We start from the raw sequence: 21,728 nt of genomic DNA on the forward strand, positions 1-21,728 counted from the left end.
TGAGGATCTCTTAACTGCAACCCCTTCAGGGATAAATAAAAGAAAGATCATCCTAAGATCCTTGCTTATTAATGACGCTTCTATATAATCCTCCCACCCTGACTATGAGTCTGGCGCGTACATTATCTTTATCTAATATGAGTTTATACTTGTTAAGGTAAAAATTTTAATGTGCCGAAAGAAGCATCTCTGATTGACTTTTAGTCGATCAAAACATAGAATTCGCTCTCTTTTTAATCGGCTGACAGTTTTTATTTATTATTTCTGAGTTACCACTAAAGTGACTTATCAATAATAAGCTAAAAACATTAGCTACTGTACCGTACTTAACAATAGTGGAAAAGAGCATGAAACGTACTTTTCAACCTAGTAACATTAAGCGTAAGCGTTCACACGGTTTCCGAACTCGTATGGCGACTAAAAATGGTCGTAACGTACTAGCTCGTCGTCGTGCTAAAGGCCGCTCAAGCTTAAGCGCATAATCTACCAGACGTGGTGAATTATTCGTTTTCTCGGGAGTTACGTTTGTTAACTCCCGAAGATTTTAAACCTGTTTTTAAAAATGCTGTCCCAGCAGTTTCCCCCTATCTGACTCTTTTAGCTCGAAAAAACACTCTAGATCACCCCCGCATCGGAATGGCTATTCCCAAAAAGCACATAAAACGTGCCGTAGGGCGTAATAGAATTCGTCGCATTGTTAGAGAGCAATTTCGCCACCAACAACACCAACTCCCTGCAATAGATATTGTTGTTATTGCTAAAGCGGGTATTGCGGATTTATCAAATCAAGAAATCAACAAAATATTGGATAAATTATGGCGGAAATTAGTGCAGCGGTGCAATGGGTAGTAATCAAATTGATTCGCGGTTATCAAGTATTTATTAGCCCGATGATTGGCCCACGTTGTCGTTTTACGCCAACCTGTTCACAATATGCGATCGAAGCGATAAAATTAAACGGAATAATAAAAGGTTGTTGGCTCGCAGCTAAGCGTATTATAAAATGCCAGCCTTTCAGTGAGGGTGGTTACGATCCTGTGCCTACTTGTTGTGCTAATAAAAATAAACCTAACTAAATAGAGAATAAAAAACGTTATGGAATCCCAACGCAATTTACTTTTACTCGCCCTGCTGTTTGTGAGCTTTTTGCTTTATACCGCATGGGTCGAAGAAAAAACTCCTCAAGTAGCTCCACAAGTGCAAACAGAACAAGTTGATTCATCTGTTCCGGCTTCAGTTGCTTCCAGTGCCAACAGTGCCAATTTAAGTGATGGCGTGCCAAACTCACCCCAGCAAAGCAGTACCGATGCCACTTCAACTGAGCTGCCAGCAAGTCAATCTGTTACGATAGCCAATGACGAATTACGCTTAACCATCTCGCTAGTCGGTGGTGATATTATTAAAGCGGATCTATTACAACATGATGCCACACTTGATTCTGACACTCCTTACCGTCTATTGGATAGCGGTAATGGATTTACCTATATCGCACAAAGTGGTTTGATTGGGCAAGGCCCCGATGCTAATAAAAATGGTCGCCCTCTATACGATACAACTGATACAGAATCGGTCTTAGCCGATGGCCAGGCTGAAGTATCAACAATGCTGCATTTTGTTGATGCAGATGGTAATATTTTCATTAAAACCTTCACCCTTAAACGTGGTGAATATGTAACTAATGTTGCTTACCAAATTGAAAACAAAACAGATAGTCCGCTCAATGTTCAGCTCTATGCACAGTTAAGAGAAACATTATCCGACGATAGCGGCAGTATGGTGATGCCTGTTTATCGCGGTGGCGCTTTCTCAACGACAGAGACCCGTTACGAAAAATACAGCTTTAGTGATATGCAAGACGGGCCATTGCAAAAAACAACTGAAGGCGGTTGGGTGGCAATGTTACAACATTATTTTGTATCAGCATGGATCCCATCCCCTACGGATCAAAATGTACTGTACAGTAATATTATTCAAGATAAAGAGGCCGCAATAGGTTTTAAAGCACCATCGAAAACCATTGCACCACAAAGTGTTGCTGAGCTCGAGACTAATTTGTGGGTCGGTCCTAAAATACAGGAAGAGATGGCCCTTGTTGCTAAGAACCTTGATTTAACCGTTGATTACGGCTGGTTATGGTTTATTGCTCAACCACTGTTCAAACTGCTGTTATTCTTCCAGGGCATTGTTGGTAACTGGGGTGTTGCGATTATTCTGATTACCTTTACCGTCAAAGGTGCACTTTACCCTCTGACTAAAGCGCAATACACTTCTATGGCTAAAATGCGCCTATTGCAGCCTAAGATTAAAGAATTACGCGAACAGTTTGGAGAAGACCGTCAGAAAGTATCCAAAGCAATGATGGAACTGTATAAGAAAGAGAAAGTAAACCCGCTCGGTGGTTGTTTCCCTATCCTATTACAAATGCCTATTTTCATTGCTTTATACTGGTCGTTGATGGAATCGGTTGAATTGCGTCATGCACCCTTTATGTTATGGATTCAGGATCTGTCGGTACAAGACCCTTATTACATTCTGCCGATCCTGATGGGTGTGAGCATGTTCTTTATCCAGAAAATGTCTCCAACAACAGTACAAGATCCAATGCAGCAGAAAGTAATGCAGTTTATGCCGGTTATTTTCACTTTCTTCTTCCTCTGGTTCCCTGCAGGTCTGGTACTTTACTGGTTAATGAGTAATGTTGTCACACTGATCCAACAAACGCTGATTTATCGCAGCTTTGAAAAAAAGGGTTTGCATCAAAAGGAAAAAGAACCTGTGGTGCTTACTAAAAAATAATTTATTTTCCCGATAACCATTGATAAAAAGGCGACTATAAAAAGTCGCCTTTTTTGTATAATAACTTTTTATATAATAATTGAAATTTTGAGGTCTAATCATGATCAAAGCTATTGATACAATTGTTGCTCAAGCAACCGCACCCGGTCGTGGTGGTGTTGGTATTATTCGCATTTCAGGGCCAGATGTAGAAGCGGTCGCAAAAGTTATTTTAGGAAAAGTCCCTAAACTGCGTTTTGCCGAATATTTATCCTTTAGCGATCAGCATAATGAAGTGCTGGATCAAGGTATCGCCCTGTTTTTTAAAGCGCCCAATTCATTTACAGGTGAAGATGTACTGGAACTCCAAGGGCATGGTGGTCCGGTGGTGATGGATATGCTTATTAAGGCAATTTTAAGCATAAAAAATCTTCGTGGAGCCAATCCTGGAGAGTTTTCAGAACGTGCATTTATGAATGATAAACTCGATTTGGCACAAGCTGAAGGGATTGCTGATTTAATTGAAGCAACCTCAGAACAAGCCGCTAAAAGTGCGCTGCACTCTTTACAGGGTGAATTTTCAGAGAAAATAGAGCAGCTTGTTGAAAGCCTTATCTATTTACGCATTTATGTTGAAGCCTCTATTGATTTCCCTGAAGAGGAAGTCGATTTCTTAAGTGACGGTAAAATTTCTAAAGGTTTATACCAAATAATTGATAATCTGGAAGCGGTAAAAAAGCAGGCCAAACAGGGCGCTATTTTACGTGATGGCATGAAGGTTGTTATTGCAGGACGACCCAATGCCGGTAAATCAAGTTTATTAAACAGCCTGGTGGGTGTCGAGCGCGCCATAGTGACCGACATTGCCGGTACCACCCGTGATGTGATGCGCGAACATATTCACATAGATGGTATGCCATTACATATTATTGATACTGCGGGTCTGCGTGAAGGTGCGGATGAAATTGAAAAAATAGGCATTGAGCGTGCCTGGCAGGAGATAACAACAGCGGATCGTATCCTTTTTATGCTTGATGCCACCACCACCAGTGCTGAAGATCCTCGTCAAATTTGGCCAGATTTTATTGATAAGCTGCCCAAATCTGTAGGTTTAACCGTCGTACGTAATAAAGCGGATCTGACTGGAGAGGCCTTCTCTATGACTGAAAACCATGATCACCCCGTTTATCGTATTTCAGCGAAAACCGGCCAGGGGGTGGACTTATTAAAAGAACATCTTAAAGATATTATGGGTTATCAGGGCCATACCACCAGTGGTTTTATGGCAAGACGTCGCCATTTAGAGGCCATTGATAACGCACAGCGTCATTTGCTGGAGGGCAAAGTCCAACTGGAAGAGTATAAAGCGGGTGAATTATTAGCCGAAGAGTTAAGATTAACCCAACAATACCTGAGTGAAATTACCGGCGCATTCAGTTCCGATGATCTGCTTGGCAAAATTTTCTCAAGCTTCTGTATTGGCAAATAATCACTCTTTGCTGTTAATAAAAAGCCGCTACTCAGCGGTTTTTTTCAACCTAAAACAGTAATAGTTATCATTTCTATTACTGTTATTATTATAACCTGCTGAAATAAATGTTGATTTTTCCGACATAACCCTTCTTTTGTCATAATACTGTCACAGTAAAAAGTTAAGCTTCTTTTTGTAAACAGCCACAGAGCTGAAAAACTAAAAACAAAACCTTTAACTAACTATAAATGGAAGAATTATGAAAAAGACATTATTAGCAACCTTGATCCTTAGCAGTTTCGTTTCAGGCGCGGCAAGTGCAGCAACGGTTTACGACAAAGAGAATACTAAATTATCAATCGGTGGCAGAGCTGAAGTACGCGCTCTATTTTCCGATGCAGTTGATGGTTCAATGTTAGATAAAAGCCGTGCACGTATCAATTTTGAAGGTCAAACAAAAATTTCTCAAGACCTAACTGGTTTTGCTTTTATGGAATATGAAATTGAACCTGGCAGTACAGTAAACAACCGCTACCTATTTGCTGGTATTGGCACAAAAGCTGGTGATTTTTCTTACGGTCGTCAGGACAGCGCTAGCGTACAAATTTCTAATATGACAGATATTGCATCGTATCACTCAGGTGCGCAGCAGATTATTGCTGCAGCATCGGATAAAGAGTCAAATAACTTTGTATTTGCAAATAACTCTATCCAAGGTTTAGCACTAAAAGCTAACTATATTGCCAACGGTGTTAAGAAAACAGCTACTAGTACCACTCCTGAAGATGCTTTTGGTTTATCAGCTTTGTACTCAATGGATATGGGAATAGACTTAGGTGTTTCCTATGCAGAGCAGGATAAACAAGATCAAGTAACGCTAGGTGCGGGATACAAATTTGAAGATTTATATTTAGCTGCTACCTATGCAATGGGTTCAAAAGCTACAAACAATGATTTCACTTCATTAGAAGTTGCTGCGCAGTATAAGCTCACAAAAGAATTTCGCATGATCGCAATGTACACCATGGCAGATCAAGATCTATCTGGTGTCACTACTGATACAGCAGATTCCGTTGCACTTGAGGGACAATACCGCTTTAATGACAGCCTGCGCACTTACGCTTCATACAAACTGGATAACCTAACCGGTGGTGATGATGAGCTGGTAGCAGGTCTACGTTACAACTTCTAATAACTGCTGAGCTGCGGATTTTATGATTAATCCGCATAAAGCAATAGCTAAAAAGACAAGTGGTTGATAAACAGGATTGTTTATCTTACAAGGAGGTAACCCAAAGGACTTGGGAACTAATACTACTCAGGGCAGCTTCGGCTGCCCTTTCTTTTTATAGAACTTTTTATAGCAAACCCACATTATTACCCCATCGAAAGCTGACCGCCATTATTGACTCCCCGCGCAATATTTGTACAAAAAACAACCTCAACTATTTGATAGTTATTGCGTTTTATAAATCAACAACTATAGTTTGTAGGAGATTGACCATTCCTTATCGACGATATTGTGTCAATCAACCCGATTTAAAAAAGTTTAAAAACAAGTTCTATAATACAACCTACTGTAATTAAACAGGTTATTATCAGTTTCTTGTCACATAACCCAAAAAATGTGGTTTTTATTGTTAATTTTTTAAGATAAGGGCATATCATTAGCCTTGTAAGAATCAAGATGGTTTTACAGGAAGTAAAGCATCAACGAAAGATTCAGGAATAACAAAAGCAAGCTAGTTGTTATAGATAGATAGGGATTATTTATCTGGTCAGGAAGACACTAGGACACTTTATGGACAAAAGTAGTTAATAATACTTGGGATACATATTATTAAGTCAGGATGACAAAAAGGGACACCTCCCAGGGAAAGGGAGCAGGCAGATAAACAGGAGCGTTGATCTGATAGGGATATAAAATGGATGAAACCCAAAGGACAGGGGAAGTGGAAGCCTAGGCAGGGTGGCAATAGCAATAGTCAATAGGGATATGCAGCAGGAAGCTTCAACCGTCATGGATAAGACAGAGTGACTAAAATAAGGGCAGCTTAGGCTGCCCTTTCCTTTGCCTTTAATCCCCCTCAATTTACCTTTATTTACCCCCAAACTGCTGGAGAAAACTCTCTTCTAACTTGGCATATTTAAATACAAAATCAGCATCAAGCAACTTTTTAGGGTTGACCCGCGTACTTGAAAGCAATAATTCCTTACCCATTTCAGCAAACAGCAATTTAACCATGCCCTCAGGCAAGGGAAAAAAGCAGGGACGATTTAACTGTTTTGCCAGCAGTTGGCTAAATATCTGGTTAGTCACAGGATTTGGAGAGACCAAATTTACCGGGCCTTGAAGATTCTCATTTTCAATAATAAATAAAATAGCGCGGATCATATCGTTAATGTCAATCCAACTCATTATTTGCTCACCAGAGCCAATTTTTCCACCTAAACCCAGTTTAAAAGCTGGTAACATTTTCGCCAATGCACCGCCTTTTTCACTGATAACGATACCAGTGCGCAGATTAACCAGCCTAGTGCCAGCCTCTTTAATTCCTTGGCTACTTTCTTCCCAATCAAGTGCTAATTGACTGACAAAATCAGCACCGGCTGCACTATTTTCATCAAGCTTTTGATCACCTCTATTACCATAAAAACCGATTGCCGAAGCGCAGATAAAAAGTTTAGGCGGCGGCAGGACTTTTTTAAAATGTTCGACCAGTAATTGGGTAGATAGAATACGACTGTCTCTCAGTTTCTTTTTTTTGTCCTTTGTCCATCGCCCGTCACCAATATTTTCACCCGCTAAATGAATAATTACATCGGGATTTTCAAAATCCTTAAGTGCAAAATAGTGCTGCTTAATATCCCAATAGGGTTCCCCCGGCTGATCGCTGCGCAATAATCTACCAACCTGATAACCTTGTGATTTCAAAAGCTCACTTAAAGCCGTTCCAACCAAACCAGATGAACCGGTTAGCAGCACTTTACCCTTATCCATAATGACTCCCATTACTTCGTTTATATAATCCCAATTTGCAATTCGATTAAATCAGATCGAACCGAGTGAGTACATAACTTAACTTAATTTAACATATTATTGTACGTAAATAGATGATCAATAGATCAGTAAATTAATTGTAGACTTGGTTTTAGTGTAGGTGGTTTAGAATTGTAATGATAAAATAATGCCCGGCTATTTTATGACAGGTAATTTCCCAATGCTTTTGATGATCGATAATTATGACTCTTTTACTTACAATTTAGTGCAATATTTTGGCCAATTAAAGCAAGAGGTTATAGTAAAAAGGAATGATCAGGTAAGCTTACAGGAGATTACTGACTTAAACCCGGATCAGATAGTCATTTCGCCCGGCCCCTGCACACCCGATGCAGCCGGTATTTCATTAAAAACAATTGAACGTTTTGCGGGTCAAATTCCTTTATTGGGGGTTTGTCTGGGCCATCAAAGTATTGGCCAGGTCTTTGGTGCAAAAGTAGTGCGCGCCAGTAAAGTCATGCATGGTAAAAACTCATTGATTGAGCATGATACTAAGGGAGTATTTAGAGGATTAAATAATCCCTTAAATATCACACGCTACCATAGCCTAATACTTGATCCGGGCAGTCTGCCCAGTTGCCTGGAAGTAACGGCAACGGTGCTAAACAGTAATGAGATAATGGCTATCCGTCATAAAACATTAGCGCTTGAAGGGGTACAATTCCATCCCGAAAGCATTATGTCTGAACAAGGCCTCAAACTGCTCAATAATTTTATTGACCAATCACTTGGTTTCAAAAAATAAGTGCGTATATTAGCACCCATTATTTTAAGCCCTCATCTGGTGTTTTTATTTTAAAGGATTTTTTTATGTCAAACCCTGCTATCACTCGCGCGCTTTTTGATCAAATTATGGTGCCCAATTATGCCCCTTTAGCAATGATCCCTGTTCGTGGTGAAGGCTCTCGTGTTTGGGATCAAGAAAATCGTGAATATATAGACCTAACCGGTGGAATCGCTGTAAATGCACTCGGCCATGCACATCCGGAATTAGTAACGGCATTAACGGAGCAAGCTAAAAAACTATGGCATGTCAGTAATTATTATACCAATGAACCTGCTTTACAATTGGCACAGCAGATTATTGATAATACTTTTGCTGAAAAAGTTTTTTTTGCAAATTCTGGGGCAGAAGCCAATGAAGCCGCATTAAAATTAGCGCGTCGTTTCGCTTTTGATAATTACGACAAAGAAAAAACTGAAATTATCGCTTTCCATCACGGTTTTCATGGACGAACATTTTTTACAGTCAGTGCGGGTGGTAGTACCTCTTACTCCAATGGTTTTGGGCCCAAACCAGGCGATATAACACACCTTGATTACAATGATTTAAGCGCATTAGAAAATGCAATGTCTGATAAAACCTGCGCTGTTTTACTTGAGCCTCTGCAGGGTGAAGGCGGTGTTTTGCCGATCGATAAATCCTTTGCTCAGGGTGTCCGTAAACTCTGTGATAAATATAATGCGCTAATGATTTTAGATGAAGTACAAACGGGTATGGGCCGCACCGGTTCATTATTTGCCTATATGGCATTAGGTGTTATCCCAGATGTACTTACCTCTGCAAAATCCTTAGGAGCAGGTTTCCCTATTTCAGCAATGTTAACCTTAGATAAATTTGCCAGCTGCCTGACGGTAGGAACACACGGCACAACATTTGGTGGCAATCCGCTTGCTTGTGCCGTTGCCAGCAAAGCCTTTGAATTAATTAATAACGAGACCCTCTTAAACGGGGTAAAAGAAAAAGAACATTTAATACGTCATGCTCTGGAGAAAATAAACCAACAATATGATGTTTTTAAAGAGGTTCGTGGGGCAGGTTTATTACTGGGAGCAGTTTTAAATGACCAGTACCAGGATCGAGCAAAAGATTTACTGCTGGCAAGTGCAGATCAAGGTTTATTAGTACTGGCTGCAGGTGCAAATGTGATCCGTTTCGCACCCGCTCTCAACATCAGTCATCAAGAAATAGATCAGGCCATGGATAAATTTAAACAAGCAGTAAAAGTACTAACTAAATAATCTAGCATGCCTATGCCTGTTACTCAGATTAATCGTTAAAAATGGGCAAAGATATCGCTTAATAACTGTTTTATACAATTCATTGCGAAGCTCATCTATTTGAAAATTGCTTTTAGACCAAAAAAGCGACCAAACGGCACGACCTGAGTCAATTAGCAGCATGTCATCTAATAACAGAAAATTGTAGCTAACTATCCTGTATAGTTAGCTAATAAAAATATATTAAAGTGGGAGCTCAAAAATGAGACGCGGATTAGAAATAGAATTTTGTCGAGTAACAGAGTCAGCTGCCCTAGCCGGTTATAAATGGTTAGGCAGAGGTGATAAAAACACAGCAGACGGTGCAGCTGTAGAAGCAATGCGTTTAACTTTCAATCAAATTGAGATTGATGGCGAAATCGTTATTGGTGAGGGTGAAATTGATGAAGCTCCTATGCTTTATATTGGTGAGCACGTTGGTACCGGCATAGGTGATACGGTTGATATCGCTGTCGATCCTATCGAAGGTACTCGCATGACTGCAATGGGCCAGTCTAATGCACTCGCAGTGCTGGCGGTTGGCGAAAAAGGCAGTTTTTTACGTGCACCTGATATGTACATGGAAAAATTAATTGTTGGACCAAACGCTAAAGATGCCATTGATTTAAATCTCTCTTTAGAGCAAAATTTAAAAGCAATTGCAGCTGCATTAGGTAAACCCTTAGGCCAATTAACCGTTGCTACCTTAGCCAAACCACGCCATGACCGAATTATCAAGGAGATGCAGGGTTTAGGAGTGCGTGTTTTTGCCATTCCTGATGGTGATGTTGCGATCTCTGTATTAGCCTGTATGCCAGATAACCAAGTAGATGTTTTATATTGTATTGGTGGTGCACCTGAAGGCGTTATTTCGGCAGCGGTTGTGCGCGCATTAGATGGTAATATGCAAGCTCGCTTGATTCCTCGCCCTATGGTCAAAGGGGCAACAGAGGAAAATATAAGAATTGGTGCAGAAGAAACCGCACGTTGTGAAGCGGTCGGCATTGAAGTTAACAAAATCTTAAAACTCGAAGATTTAGTTAAAAATGATAATATAATTTTTTCTGCAACGGGTATTACTAAGGGTGATTTAGTGGAGGGCGTGACGGTAGATGGCCGTTTAGCAACGACAGAAACATTATTAGTGCGCGGTAAGTCACGTACTATACGTCGTATCCGCTCCACTCATTACTTAGATAGAAAAGATCAAAAATTGAAAGATATCATTCTATAAAATTGATTTTTTAGAAAACCGGCATGCCGTTTCGCCCCTGTAAACGGCATGCAATAATGATCAATGATTCCCTAAACCCAATCACTCAAAAAAATACAGAAAACACCTTACCTGAACTCGCTTCCATCGTATTTAACTTTAAAAATCCTATGAAATTTCCAGCCTTTAATATCAATTGCTTTAAATGATAGAAAATATACTATTTTATTTTAGTGCGTGATAAACATTTGAGTTTTAAGTAAGTAGAACTTTATCTAAAGCCGCCATTAAAAATGCTGGAATCGAGTTGAATGCGCATTTGCAAAATAATAGAAAATGTACTAAAAAAGTGTCCATTGTTGCTAGTTAGGATCAATTAATAAGTCAAATTAGTAAATGCATTATTTTTATTTAGCCAACTTCCTTTATAATACGCTTTCAAAAACCCCCACCTCAGGATCGAATGATGACTGACCGTATTAAAATAAAAGAGATAGACAGCAGCAATACAAGCGACGTTAAACAATATAATCCGAGCAACCGAATTTATGTGCGCGCCATGTATGGATTTTATCAAAAACTACGTCGTTATACGGGCTGGGGATTAATTGTTGCATTTGTGGCCTTACCCCTAATGCAGTGGAATGGACAGCAGGCAATTTTATTTGATATCGCCGATCAACAGTATCATATTTTTAATATGACCCTCTTTCCACAAGATCTTACCCTACTCGCCTGGGTATTTATTATTGCAGCATTTGCTTTATTCTTTATAACGACTTATTTGGGACGAGTTTGGTGTGGTTATACTTGTCCGCAAACCGTTTGGACATTTATCTTTATTTGGTTTGAAGAGCGTTGTGAAGGCAGCGCAAATAAACGCAAAAGATTGGATCAGATGTCCTGGAGCTTTAATAAGATTTGGCGAAAAACGGCAAAACATATAGGTTGGATCACTTTTTCTTTACTCACGGGCTTGGCTTTTTCATCTTATTTTGTGCCTGTTAGGGAACTTTATCTCGATTTTTTCACTTTTAATACTGGTTTTGCAACCACCACCAGTGTGCTCTTTTTTACCGTAATCACCTACATAAATGCCGGTTGGATGAGATCCATTGTCTGCCTGCATATGTGCCCCTACGCCCGCTTCCAGTCAGCCATGTTTGATAAAAACACTTATATTGTCGGTTATGATGCGAAGCGCGGTGAAACTCGAGGCCCAAGAAGTCGCAAGGATTCCCCTGAAGAGTTAGGATTAGGGGATTGTGTCGATTGTGACCTTTGTGTGCAAGTGTGTCCAACGGGCATTGATATTCGCAATGGCTTACAATATGAATGTATTAACTGCGGGGCTTGTGTGGATGCTTGTGATTATACTATGGATAAAATGGGTTATCCGCGCGGATTAATATCCTATACCACGGAAGAAAAATTAGCGGGTAAAAAAACCAAGGTATTACGTCCTAAAATTATCGGCTATGGTGCTTTGTTATTAATAATGATCGCCGTATTTTTTATTAACATTGCCAATTTAAGCAGTGCCGAAATGGAGATTCTCCGCGACCGTAACGTGTTATACCGAGAAAATAGTCAAGGGTTAACTGAAAATACATACACTTTAAAAATATTAAATAAAACCATAAAAACCCAAACCTACGATTTATCTTTTTCCGGTCTGAAAGATGCTCAGCTGCTTGGTCCTAACCAAATTATTATAAAACCGGGCGAAGTATTAACCCAACCTATTTCAATTGCTGTCGATCCCTATGGCATTAAGGAAAACAAGATTTACATTACTATTACACTGACTGGTGCCTCCGGTGAAGTTGAAACAATAGAACAACAAACAACCTTCTTTCTTGGTTTATAAAAAAATATCAAGGGCCTGATCAGGCCCTTTTTTATCGAGTAATGCACATGCAAGCAAATTTCAGTTACCAATCTCTTACACCTGAACTGCAACTTGATGCTCTGGCATCCATTGCCGTCTATCCGGAATCAGGGTTAATCTCACTTAATTCCTATGAAAATCGGGTGTCTTTATTTACCGATGAAAATAAAATTCGTTACGTGGTGAAGTTTTACAGGCCCCAACACTGGAGTGAAGCGCAATTAAAAGAAGAACACCGATTTTGCCAAGTCTTAGAGAAAAACGGCTGTCAAATTGCCTCACCCATAGAAATTAACCAACAAACCTTATTTTACTTCCAAGGTTACTATTTTGCACTGTTCAATAGTTTATCTGCACGCTCCATGGAGCTTGATAATATCGATATACTCTATGATGTGGGTTGTGCTTTAGGAAAAATACACCGCATCGGGGCTCAGGATAGCTTTAAACATAGAGAGCCTCTTAATGTCCAAACTATGTTGTCAAACCCAATTAAAGCACTGCGGACAAGTACTTATATTCCAAAATCTCTCCGCAATCCATTATTTTCCATACTCGATGCGCTTGAACTTGAAATAACAAAGCAATTTGATAATCACAAACATACAACAATTCGCTTACATGGCGATTGTCATGCGAGTAATATTTTACTCAAAAATAACTCACCCTATTTTGTAGATTTTGATGATTGTAAAATGGGCCCTGCCATCCAAGATCTGTGGATTTTACTGAGCGGCACAAAACCAGAGAAGCAGCTTCAATTGTCAATGTTATTAGAAGGTTACGAAGAAGAGTTTGATTTTGACCGGAATCAGTTATGCTTAATTGAGCCACTACGCACAATGCGAATCATTAGTCATGTTAACTGGATTAATAAACGTTGGTCAGATCCCGCTTTTCCGCTTAGCTTTCCGTGGTTTATAACGGATCAATATTGGAAAGAGCTGTTACAATCACTTAAAGATCAATTAATCGCCTTAAAGGAAGCGCCTATTTCTTTACAACCAAATTATTAAAGATAAGATAACCGCGTTACCCATTTTACCTAAGGAACAACAATGAAAAAGATTTTTGCACTACTAACGGCCTTGATTATATTTCCATTTTCAGCACAAGCATTTGATTTTGAAGAAGGAACTCACTACGAAGTGGTCAAGCAGACAGCCACCGCAACCCCAGAAGTGAAAGAGTTCTTTTCATTTTACTGCCCGCATTGTTTTAAATTCGAACCCTTAATGACTAATCTTAAGCAAAAATTGCCTGAGCAAGTAAAAATCAAAAAAGTGCATGTAAACTTTATAGGTAAGGAAATGGGGGCTGAGTTAACTCAAGCTTATGCTGCCGCAGAAATCCTCAAAGTAGAAGATAAACTTTCAAGTCTTATTTTTGATCAAATCCATACTCAAGATAAAGCGATTAATGGCCGGGCAGGCGTACTTGAACTATTTGAAAAAGCAGGCGTTGACAAACAGGAAGCGCAAAATGCATTAGCGAGTTTCCCGGTCAGCGGATTAGCATCGCAAATGAAACGAGATACCGAAACATTCAACATCCGCGGCGTGCCAACGCTAATTGTTAATGGTAAATATAAAGTAAACACAGGCTCAATAAGAAGTAATGAAGAGTTTGTTGCACTGGTCACTTTCTTAACCCAGAAGAAAAACTAATTATATAATTAGAACAATCAGTTACCTAAACCACTTAAGGAATGCTATAAAAGCATCTTCGAAAGGCTTAGAGATAAAAGCCACTGCGCAAGCCCTCTTGATACTTGCTGCAGTGTGGTATAACGTATCTTTGATAAGGGAGTTGCCCATTTGAAAACCATTTTTAACAGCGCAGCCCAGCTAAAGGCCGCTTTACTTGATCGTTATAATAAAAATGAATCAACAAAAGCGCCAATAATCGCAATTAGTGGGATTGAAGGCGGTGGAAAACGCGCTTTAAGCGAAAAGATTGCTAACGCGCTAACACTTGAGGGCGTTCGGGTTGCAGTCATCCACACAGATGATTGGGAAGCCGCTGAAAATGTTCGTTTTAACGTTATGAGCAGCCCAGAAGAATATTACTTAAACGCCTACCGGTTTGATGAAATGTTCGAGCAGCTTATTTTACCTTTAAAATTGTTCGGCAGTATCAAAACATCGGTAACACTTGAAGATGTTTTAAATCCTCGCACGGTTGAATATAACTTTCAGAATGTCGAGATCATCATTATTGAAGGTGTTTATCTTTTGCAGGAAGCTTATTTAGATCTTTATGATTACACCTGCTGGGTTGTCAGTGATTATGATGCGGCTTTTGCTCGTTTAGTCGGACAAAGCAATGTTGAACAATCGCAACACGCATTGGTTAATCTCTTTGAACTGTTAATAAAACCCGCCGAGCAATATCACATCAGTACAGATAATCCAGAAGGTAACGCCAAATCAATTTACGTAGAGCAAGAATCTGGTGAAAATAAAAATTACAGCTGAAGAGGGGCAATATAACGCCCATGATGCCTATATGCACTTTGAAAGACAAAAGTGGGCTGAATTGCGCGACAATGTTGAGTTAACCCTTTCCGAAGACGATCTAAGACAGTTACAAGGGATTAACGAATCACTTTCTATTCAAGAAGTGATTGATATTTACTTGCCACTGTCCCGTCTGCTTAATTTATATGTCAAAACACAGCAGCGTCGCCATACCGTACGCGATAAATTTTTAAACTCAAAGAATGAAAACGTACCCTATATTATTGGTATTGCAGGCAGTGTTGCTGTGGGTAAAAGTACCACAGCACGTATCCTGCAGGCTATTTTATCTCACTGGCCTGAGCACCCCAGAGTTGCCTTAGTGACAACCGATGGTTTTTTACGGCCTAATCGAGAGCTGGTTGCACGTAATATAATGCACAAAAAGGGATTTCCAGAGAGTTTTGATACTAAGGCATTAATTGATTTTGTTGCCGCAATAAAATCTGGTAAAGAGTTGATCTCTGCACCCATATATTCACATCTGACTTACGATATATTGCCTGATAAAAAGTTACACCTTGAAAAACCCGATATTGTTATATTAGAAGGTTTAAATGTATTACAAAGTGCAAGCAATTATCCGGATCATCCGCAGCGCACTTTTGTCTCTGATTTTGTGGATTTTTCTATCTTTGTCGATGCAGAAACGCAGCTCTTAAAAAAATGGTACGTACAACGCTTTCTAAAGTTTCGTAAAGGTGCATTTACTGATCCTAAAGCCTATTTCCATAGTTATTCGCAAATGGAAGAAACTCAAGCGATTGATATTTCTGAAAAAATATGGGATGAGATCAATGGGGTTAATTTGGAAGAAAATATTCGTCCAACCCGTGATAGAGCAAACCTGATCCTGACTAAGGCTACCGATCATCAGGTGGACAGCGTTCACCTGCGGAAATAAGACATTCTAAAAATTAAAAAGTCGATTCAAAAGACTTCACTTTAAAAATAAGGGATAATTTGCGACTCACAAAAGTCGCCACCCATTTTGAACTAAAAAAGGGGTGATTAATTCCAATTCATATTTTCAGGAATGATTGTTTATGTCCCAAGTTGGTACACTGTATATTGTATCCGCCCCAAGCGGAGCAGGAAAGTCTAGTCTTATTAATGCACTTTTGGCTGAAAAAAAAGATTGGCAGGCGCAAGTTTCTATTTCTCACACAACACGACAAGCACGTGTGGGTGAAGTAGACGGTGAACATTATTATTTTGTCAGTACAGAAAATTTTAAAAAGCTGATTGCTGAAAATGCTTTTTTTGAATGGGCGGAAGTATTTGGTAACTATTACGGCACGTCACGTATCGCAATAGAAGAGGCTCTAGCTAAAGGAGTCGACGTGCTTCTAGACATTGACTGGCAAGGTGCGCGACAGGTTAGAAACATGATGCCTGATGCTAAAGGTATCTTTATTCTTCCGCCCAGCCGGACAGAGTTAGAAGCGCGCTTAAATAAACGCGGTCAAGACAGTAAAGAAATCATAACCAAGCGCATGAACCAAGCACAAGCTGAAATGTCACATTATGATGAATACGATTATTTAATCATTAATGATGATTTTGACAGCGCCAGTAAAGAATTATCCGCTATTATGAAAGCACGGCGGAATGAACAAGCCAAGCAGGCGATAAAATACCAAACAACCATTAAAGAGTTATTAGCTTAATAATTCCAACACGAAGTTTGTGGATCAATTGTAATTTTGAACGTATAATTAGCGCCCGTTTTTGGGTAATTAAATTTTTGGAGTTCAGCAATGGCACGTGTAACCGTTGAAGATGCAGTAAATGTAGTTGGTAATCGCTTTGATCTTATCTTAATGGCATCTCGTCGAGCTCGCCAGCTTGCAACTCAAGGTAAAACACCTTTAGTCGATCCGGAAAATGATAAACCTACGGTTATCGCTTTACGTGAAATTGAAGAAAATCTAATCACAAATGAATTGATGGATATTCAAGATCGTCAAGAAAAGCATGAAAAACAAACAGCAGAACTTGCAGCTGTTGCCGCTATTGCTGAAGGTCGTGGTTAATAACCAACCCTTTTAATAGTTCTAAAAAAACGCTGAGCATGAAAATGTTCAGCGTTTTTTTTATCGATAAGAAACGGGTCTGAGATTGTGCTCAGTGTTTTAAAACGCGACTTACAGCAAAAAATAAAAAAATCTGCATTAAAAAATGTAAAAATAATTTAGATTCAATGCGTTAGGTTATTTATTCTGTTTTTCCAAGTAATTTCTTAATTATTTATTGTGATATAAGCAGCATAAATGAGTACCAATGAATGAATTTACTATTAACAAAATCTTTGATGGAGCCTGCTGGGATTGCAAACAGTCATTTTAGCGTTAAGATTAATTAACTAATGACTTTTTTTAAATAAAAAATGGAGTTTATCTGTCGTGATAACATTATTACTGCCCGCCCTTGCGATTATCATTGGCTTTGCTTTACTCATCTGGAGTGCTGATAAATTCGTTTTAGGTGCCTCAAATACTGCGCGTAGTTTTTCAATATCACCGCTTATTGTCGGCGTAGTGATTGTCGGTTTAGGGACCTCTGCACCGGAAATGTTAGTCTCCGCAATAGCAGCTGCTCAGGGTAATACAGGTCTTTCTATCGGTAATGCGATCGGTTCAAACATTACCAATATTGGTTTAATGTTAGGCGTGACCGCTATTTTCTATCCGCTGCATATTCATTCAAAACTGCTTAAACGGGAAATGCCGCTATTATTGGCACTGCTTATATTTAGTTTATTTTTACTTTGGGATCAGAGACTTGGATTTTTAGATGGTCTGATTCTATTAACTATGATGGCTGCCATGTTGGTGTTTACAGTATGGGAAGCGAAAAGTCATAACACCGATAGCCTGCCACAGGAAATACTCGATGAGTTGCCGGAGGAGGTAAGTAAAAGGGATGCATTAAAATGGTTAATCATTGGTATTGTGCTATTAATAGCGTCTTCTCGTCTTCTTGTTTGGGGCGCTGTTGATGTTGCTACCTACTTTGGTGTCAGTGATTTAATTATTGGTCTAACTATTGTAGCGATTGGCACCAGTTTACCGGAGCTGGCCGCCACTATAGCAGCAGCACGTAAAAAAGAGTTTGATTTAGCTGTCGGCAATATTATCGGCTCCAATATCTTTAATATCTTAGGCGTAATGGCGTTACCCGGATTGATTCATCCGGACAACTTTGATAGCGAAGTATTAACCCGAGATTATCCGGTGATGATAGCGTTAACCGTTTTGTTGATGCTTTTTTCAACCTCATGGCGAAAAGGTAAAACCGCTGTTTTAGGGCGTATTAACGGGGTCATATTATTAACCGCTTATATTGCTTACATGGTCTGGTTATTTATTGATATGAGCGCTTAATAATATAAAAAAGGCGTCCTATCGTTAGCGATGCAGCACCTAAACCGTTAAATCATAATCTCTGATCGGATCCAGCTGCATCAGATCGCCATAAATAAATTGATAATTTAAGCATTTTTTAAGCTTTTCATTACTTACTATTTTATTAGATGGTGTATTTTTATCACTCAGATTTGGTTTATTAAAACCTAAGGCCAAGGCGTTAAGGGTATAAAATTGTGCTTTACTCGGATGAGTATCCGCACAGGCATTGAGCAGTTCCGGAAAAATATGACGCTTGATAATAATGCCTATAATGGCCAGACAATCAGTTATATGGATCATATTAACCCCCGCATCGGCGAACTGAATCGCTTTTCCCGAAGCAAAAAATCGCCCAGGATGACGCTTACCGCCAATTAAACCTGAAAAGCGTACAATAGTGGTTTTAAAATGTTTATTCTGATTAAACAGCTCCTCGATAATTAATAAAGGATGTGAGCTCATATCGAGTGGCTCGGATTCCTGACACAGCCGATTTTCTGACGGGTAAACTGATGTTGAACTGACCAATAAAATTTCTTTAACAGGTGACATTTCAATTTCTTTAATCAGGTTTTTAAACCCCTCGACATTTTTACTGGTGATATTAATAATGAGAGTATTCGACTGTAAAAATGGCTGAATATTATCCGTGATATTGTCAATATCAATAATAAAAGGCTGTAATCTGGCAGATAATAAAAGTGCCACTTTGTCATTCCTACGTGTTGAAATATTAACCGAGTCAAAGTCTGGCCGTAACTGTTCGGCCAAAGGTAAACCTAACCAGCCGCTACCCAAAATACTGATACTCTTCTGCATGTCTATTCTCCTGAATTTTGTGCGCTAAAATCTATAAAACGGAATAAATAACTAATTCACAAAGATTAAAGAGTGAGTAAGCACTTACAAATAAACTATAATGTAGTTTATGCCAATAAGGTTAATAAATGCGAACAAACTCTTTTTGCCGTGCTCGACTATCCGCTAAAATTTTTATCTTTTGCGGATCAGTAGCCTTTCCCCACTGTAATATTTCGTCTATCTGACGAAAGCATCCCCGGCAAATTTTGTCACCATCCAATGAACAAGAGCCAATACAGGGCGAATTAAGGTTATTCATAGGTGTTCATCTCGTCAATTTAAAAAGTTAATTATGATGATAACAATTCTTCAGTTAAACTCTCTGTTTATTAGTAAAATCATAACAAAAAGAGGTGTTAAATGTTCATTATTCGCTGGATTTTAGGCCGTATTATTTTATTACTTAACTTTATCTTTACTCCTAAAAAACTGAAACGAGAAACTCAGGAGCAAGTCAAAGTAGATGCGCAAACGCAAAACATGCAACTTTATCAATATCAAGCCTGCCCATTTTGTGTGAAGGTACGCCGGGAAATACGTCGTCAGGGTTTAAATATTAACACAGTCGATGCCAAACAAGCGGAGCATAAAGAAGTCTTGGAAAATCAGGGTGGGAAAATAAAAGTGCCCTGTTTACGTATTGAAGAAAATAATAAGGTGGTTTGGTTATACGAGTCATCGGCTATTATTGAACATTTAAATACCCGCTTCGCCTGATCGAATATTAATGCCTACTAGGTAGGCATTAATCATAGCACTAGGTATTATAATAAATGGCTAAGCCACTAGCGGGTTGCCAACTTCCACGTTTTGAAACCACCGCTTAAGTTTTTAACTTTATAACCTAAGTTAGTGAGTAAGCGCGAAGCGACGTGACCACGCACGCCCACTTGGCAGTAAATTAAAATCTCTTTGTTTTGATCAAGTTTACATAAATTAGCACGAATGTCGTCCACAGGAATATTAATTGCACCATGGATCATGCCCGTATTATCCACTTCCAATTCACTGCGAACATCGACTAATATTTGTTTGTCGGAAAGCGACTCAAGATCTTCACTATGGAAAATAACTTCATCACCTTTCATCACATTAGAGGCCACTAATCCCGCCTGGTTAACCACATCGCGTGCTGAGCCAAAGGGAGGGGCATAACATAGCTCTAAATCCTGCAGATCATACACAGTTAACCCGGCACGCTGCGCAACGGAGATAACATCAATGCGTTTATCAACACCCTCTTTACCAACCGCTTGCGCGCCTAAAATCAGGCCTGTTGCAGGATCAAAAAGCAGTTTTAATGTCACCGGATGGGCGCCAGGGTAATAACCTGCATGGCTTGATGCGTGCACATAAACTTTTTCATATGATATGGCTTTACGCAGCAGCGTTTTTTCATTTAATCCCGTCGATGCAATGGCCAGCTCAAATACTTTACAAATTGCGGTACCCTGTGTCTTTTTATAGGTTTCCTTTGCCCCAAAAATATTATTGGCCGCCAAACGACCTTGACGATTGGCAGGCCCCGCTAGCGGTACGAAGATGGCATCACCGGTTACAAAATCAGGATCTTCAATGGCATCGCCTACCGCATAAATAGCCGGATCACTGCTCTGCATAAACGCATTTACTTTTATGCCGCCCAGTTCACCGATTTCTAATCCAGCCTGCACCGCTAACGATGTTTCAGGCTTAACCCCAACCGCCATAATTAATAAGTTAGTCTCTACAACAGAGCCATCATTCAGTGTTAATATCAGGGATTTATCTGCTGGCGCAGATGGAGCAATCCCTTGTAATGCTTTACCTAATTTAAGTTCAACATCATGTTGCTCAAGCTCATCATGTAAGACATTAGCGATTTCTATATCAACCGACGCCATCACTTGTGGTCCAAGTTCAACTATCGTCACCTTGATTTTACGGTGACGCAATGCTTCAGCCATCTCTAAACCGATAAAACCACCACCGCATACGGTGGCATGCTTGGGTTTGTTAATTTCAATTGAGGCAATAATTGCATCCATATCCGGTACATTGCGCAGCGCATAGGTTAAATGATTACGCACACCTGCAATTGGCGGAATCAATGGACCGGCGCCGGGGCTTAAAATAAGCGCATCATAAGATTCTGTATACTCTGTATCCGCTGCTATATTATGGACAGTGACCGTTTTAGCTTTTTTATCTATGGATAGCACTTCACTTTTAATGCGAATATCCACATTAAAACGCTTTTTAAAACTTTCAGGTGTTTGCAGTAATAATGCTGATCGCAGCTCTATTTCACCACCAATATGATAGGGCAAACCGCAGTTAGCAAATGAGATATACGGACCACGCTCAAACACAATAATTTGTGCATTTTCATCTAAACGACGTGCTCGGGCTGCTGCTGATGCACCGCCAGCAACGCCACCAACAATTAATACTTTCTTAGACATTCGTTGTCTCAACATGTTAAAAATAATAGGTGTAGTGCACCTA

At 39.5% G+C, this 21,728-nt stretch carries 22 protein-coding genes; 18 read left to right on the forward strand and 4 right to left on the reverse strand.

Annotated elements, in window-relative coordinates; translation table 11 throughout:
* Window positions 1–347 precede the first annotated feature (347 nt).
* The 6 genes from rpmH (at window position 348) to PING_RS18640 (ending at window position 5,438) form a co-directional block, all read left to right on the forward strand.
* Complete coding sequence (rpmH, locus tag PING_RS20235; protein WP_011771839.1) at window positions 348–482, forward strand: 50S ribosomal protein L34; 135 nt, start codon at window positions 348–350, stop codon at window positions 480–482.
* A gap of 10 nt (window positions 483–492) precedes the next feature.
* Entirely contained in the window at window positions 493–849 is a 357-nt protein-coding gene (gene rnpA / locus PING_RS18620) for a ribonuclease P protein component (RefSeq protein ID WP_011771840.1), read from the forward strand.
* Complete coding sequence (yidD, locus tag PING_RS18625) at window positions 816–1,076, forward strand: membrane protein insertion efficiency factor YidD (RefSeq protein ID WP_041766706.1); 261 nt, start codon at window positions 816–818, stop codon at window positions 1,074–1,076. The genes rnpA and yidD overlap by 34 nt, the downstream gene beginning before the upstream one ends.
* Before the next feature lie 19 nt (window positions 1,077–1,095).
* The gene (gene yidC / locus PING_RS18630) at window positions 1,096–2,796 is read left to right on the forward strand and encodes a membrane protein insertase YidC (protein WP_011771842.1); all 1,701 of its coding nucleotides are present in this window, start codon (window positions 1,096–1,098) and stop codon (window positions 2,794–2,796) included.
* A 100-nt stretch (window positions 2,797–2,896) separates the two neighbouring features.
* Window positions 2,897–4,264, forward strand: a complete 1,368-nt coding sequence (mnmE, locus tag PING_RS18635) for a tRNA uridine-5-carboxymethylaminomethyl(34) synthesis GTPase MnmE (RefSeq protein ID WP_011771843.1) — start codon at window positions 2,897–2,899, stop codon at window positions 4,262–4,264.
* Window positions 4,265–4,505: 241 nt separating this feature from the next.
* Window positions 4,506–5,438, forward strand: coding sequence for a porin (locus PING_RS18640; RefSeq protein WP_011771844.1), 933 nt, complete (start codon window positions 4,506–4,508; stop codon window positions 5,436–5,438).
* A gap of 906 nt (window positions 5,439–6,344) precedes the next feature.
* Here PING_RS18640 and PING_RS18645 read toward each other — a convergent pair.
* Entirely contained in the window at window positions 6,345–7,247 is a 903-nt protein-coding gene (locus tag PING_RS18645) for a TIGR01777 family oxidoreductase (RefSeq protein ID WP_011771845.1), read from the reverse strand.
* Between the two features lie 220 nt (window positions 7,248–7,467).
* On the opposite strand from PING_RS18645, the gene PING_RS18650 reads away from it, so the two are divergent.
* The 11 genes from PING_RS18650 (at window position 7,468) to PING_RS18700 (ending at window position 18,356) form a co-directional block, all read left to right on the forward strand.
* Window positions 7,468–8,052: an anthranilate synthase component II gene (locus PING_RS18650; RefSeq protein ID WP_011771846.1), complete on the forward strand. Its 585-nt coding sequence runs from the start codon at window positions 7,468–7,470 to the stop codon at window positions 8,050–8,052.
* Between the two features lie 65 nt (window positions 8,053–8,117).
* Window positions 8,118–9,329, forward strand: coding sequence for an aspartate aminotransferase family protein (locus PING_RS18655; protein WP_011771847.1), 1,212 nt, complete (start codon window positions 8,118–8,120; stop codon window positions 9,327–9,329).
* A gap of 241 nt (window positions 9,330–9,570) precedes the next feature.
* Entirely contained in the window at window positions 9,571–10,581 is a 1,011-nt protein-coding gene (glpX, locus tag PING_RS18660; RefSeq protein WP_011771848.1) for a class II fructose-bisphosphatase, read from the forward strand.
* A 442-nt stretch (window positions 10,582–11,023) separates the two neighbouring features.
* Window positions 11,024–12,430: a cytochrome c oxidase accessory protein CcoG gene (gene ccoG, locus PING_RS18665; RefSeq protein WP_011771849.1), complete on the forward strand. Its 1,407-nt coding sequence runs from the start codon at window positions 11,024–11,026 to the stop codon at window positions 12,428–12,430.
* Between the two features lie 47 nt (window positions 12,431–12,477).
* Window positions 12,478–13,467 carry a serine/threonine protein kinase gene (locus PING_RS18670; RefSeq protein WP_157035408.1) on the forward strand — a complete coding sequence of 330 codons (990 nt, stop codon included), beginning with the start codon at window positions 12,478–12,480 and terminating at the stop codon, window positions 13,465–13,467.
* Between the two features lie 42 nt (window positions 13,468–13,509).
* The gene (locus PING_RS18675) at window positions 13,510–14,118 is read left to right on the forward strand and encodes a thiol:disulfide interchange protein DsbA/DsbL (RefSeq protein WP_011771851.1); all 609 of its coding nucleotides are present in this window, start codon (window positions 13,510–13,512) and stop codon (window positions 14,116–14,118) included.
* A gap of 150 nt (window positions 14,119–14,268) precedes the next feature.
* On the forward strand, window positions 14,269–14,928 hold the full coding sequence (locus tag PING_RS18680; RefSeq protein WP_011771852.1) for a uridine kinase family protein: 660 nt from the start codon (window positions 14,269–14,271) through the stop codon (window positions 14,926–14,928).
* Window positions 14,929–14,959: 31 nt separating this feature from the next.
* The gene (gene coaA, locus PING_RS18685; RefSeq protein WP_041767482.1) at window positions 14,960–15,874 is read left to right on the forward strand and encodes a type I pantothenate kinase; all 915 of its coding nucleotides are present in this window, start codon (window positions 14,960–14,962) and stop codon (window positions 15,872–15,874) included.
* 142 nt (window positions 15,875–16,016) lie between these two features.
* Window positions 16,017–16,640 carry a guanylate kinase gene (gene gmk / locus PING_RS18690; RefSeq protein WP_011771854.1) on the forward strand — a complete coding sequence of 208 codons (624 nt, stop codon included), beginning with the start codon at window positions 16,017–16,019 and terminating at the stop codon, window positions 16,638–16,640.
* A 90-nt stretch (window positions 16,641–16,730) separates the two neighbouring features.
* Window positions 16,731–17,006, forward strand: coding sequence for a DNA-directed RNA polymerase subunit omega (rpoZ, locus tag PING_RS18695; protein WP_011771855.1), 276 nt, complete (start codon window positions 16,731–16,733; stop codon window positions 17,004–17,006).
* A gap of 369 nt (window positions 17,007–17,375) precedes the next feature.
* A complete protein-coding gene (locus PING_RS18700) occupies window positions 17,376–18,356 on the forward strand; it encodes a calcium/sodium antiporter (protein WP_011771856.1) in 981 nt (326 codons plus the stop codon).
* Window positions 18,357–18,395: 39 nt separating this feature from the next.
* Here the strand turns inward: PING_RS18700 and PING_RS18705 are convergent, their stop codons facing one another.
* Together PING_RS18705 and PING_RS20240 are read right to left on the reverse strand one after the other, a co-directional pair.
* On the reverse strand, window positions 18,396–19,199 hold the full coding sequence (locus PING_RS18705; RefSeq protein ID WP_011771857.1) for a Rossmann-fold NAD(P)-binding domain-containing protein: 804 nt from the start codon (window positions 19,197–19,199) through the stop codon (window positions 18,396–18,398).
* Window positions 19,200–19,320: 121 nt separating this feature from the next.
* Window positions 19,321–19,500 carry a DUF1289 domain-containing protein gene (locus PING_RS20240; RefSeq protein ID WP_011771858.1) on the reverse strand — a complete coding sequence of 60 codons (180 nt, stop codon included), beginning with the start codon at window positions 19,498–19,500 and terminating at the stop codon, window positions 19,321–19,323.
* A gap of 101 nt (window positions 19,501–19,601) precedes the next feature.
* Here PING_RS20240 and PING_RS18710 point away from each other — a divergent pair, with 101 nt between their 5' ends.
* On the forward strand, window positions 19,602–19,958 hold the full coding sequence (locus tag PING_RS18710; protein ID WP_011771859.1) for a glutaredoxin family protein: 357 nt from the start codon (window positions 19,602–19,604) through the stop codon (window positions 19,956–19,958).
* 68 nt (window positions 19,959–20,026) lie between these two features.
* Here PING_RS18710 and PING_RS18715 read toward each other — a convergent pair whose 3' ends face one another.
* A complete protein-coding gene (locus PING_RS18715; protein ID WP_041766710.1) occupies window positions 20,027–21,685 on the reverse strand; it encodes an FAD-dependent oxidoreductase in 1,659 nt (552 codons plus the stop codon).
* Window positions 21,686–21,728 lie beyond the last annotated feature (43 nt).

The sequence above is a fragment of the Psychromonas ingrahamii 37 genome (genome assembly GCF_000015285.1).
Lineage (GTDB): Bacteria > Pseudomonadota > Gammaproteobacteria > Enterobacterales > Psychromonadaceae > Psychromonas > Psychromonas ingrahamii.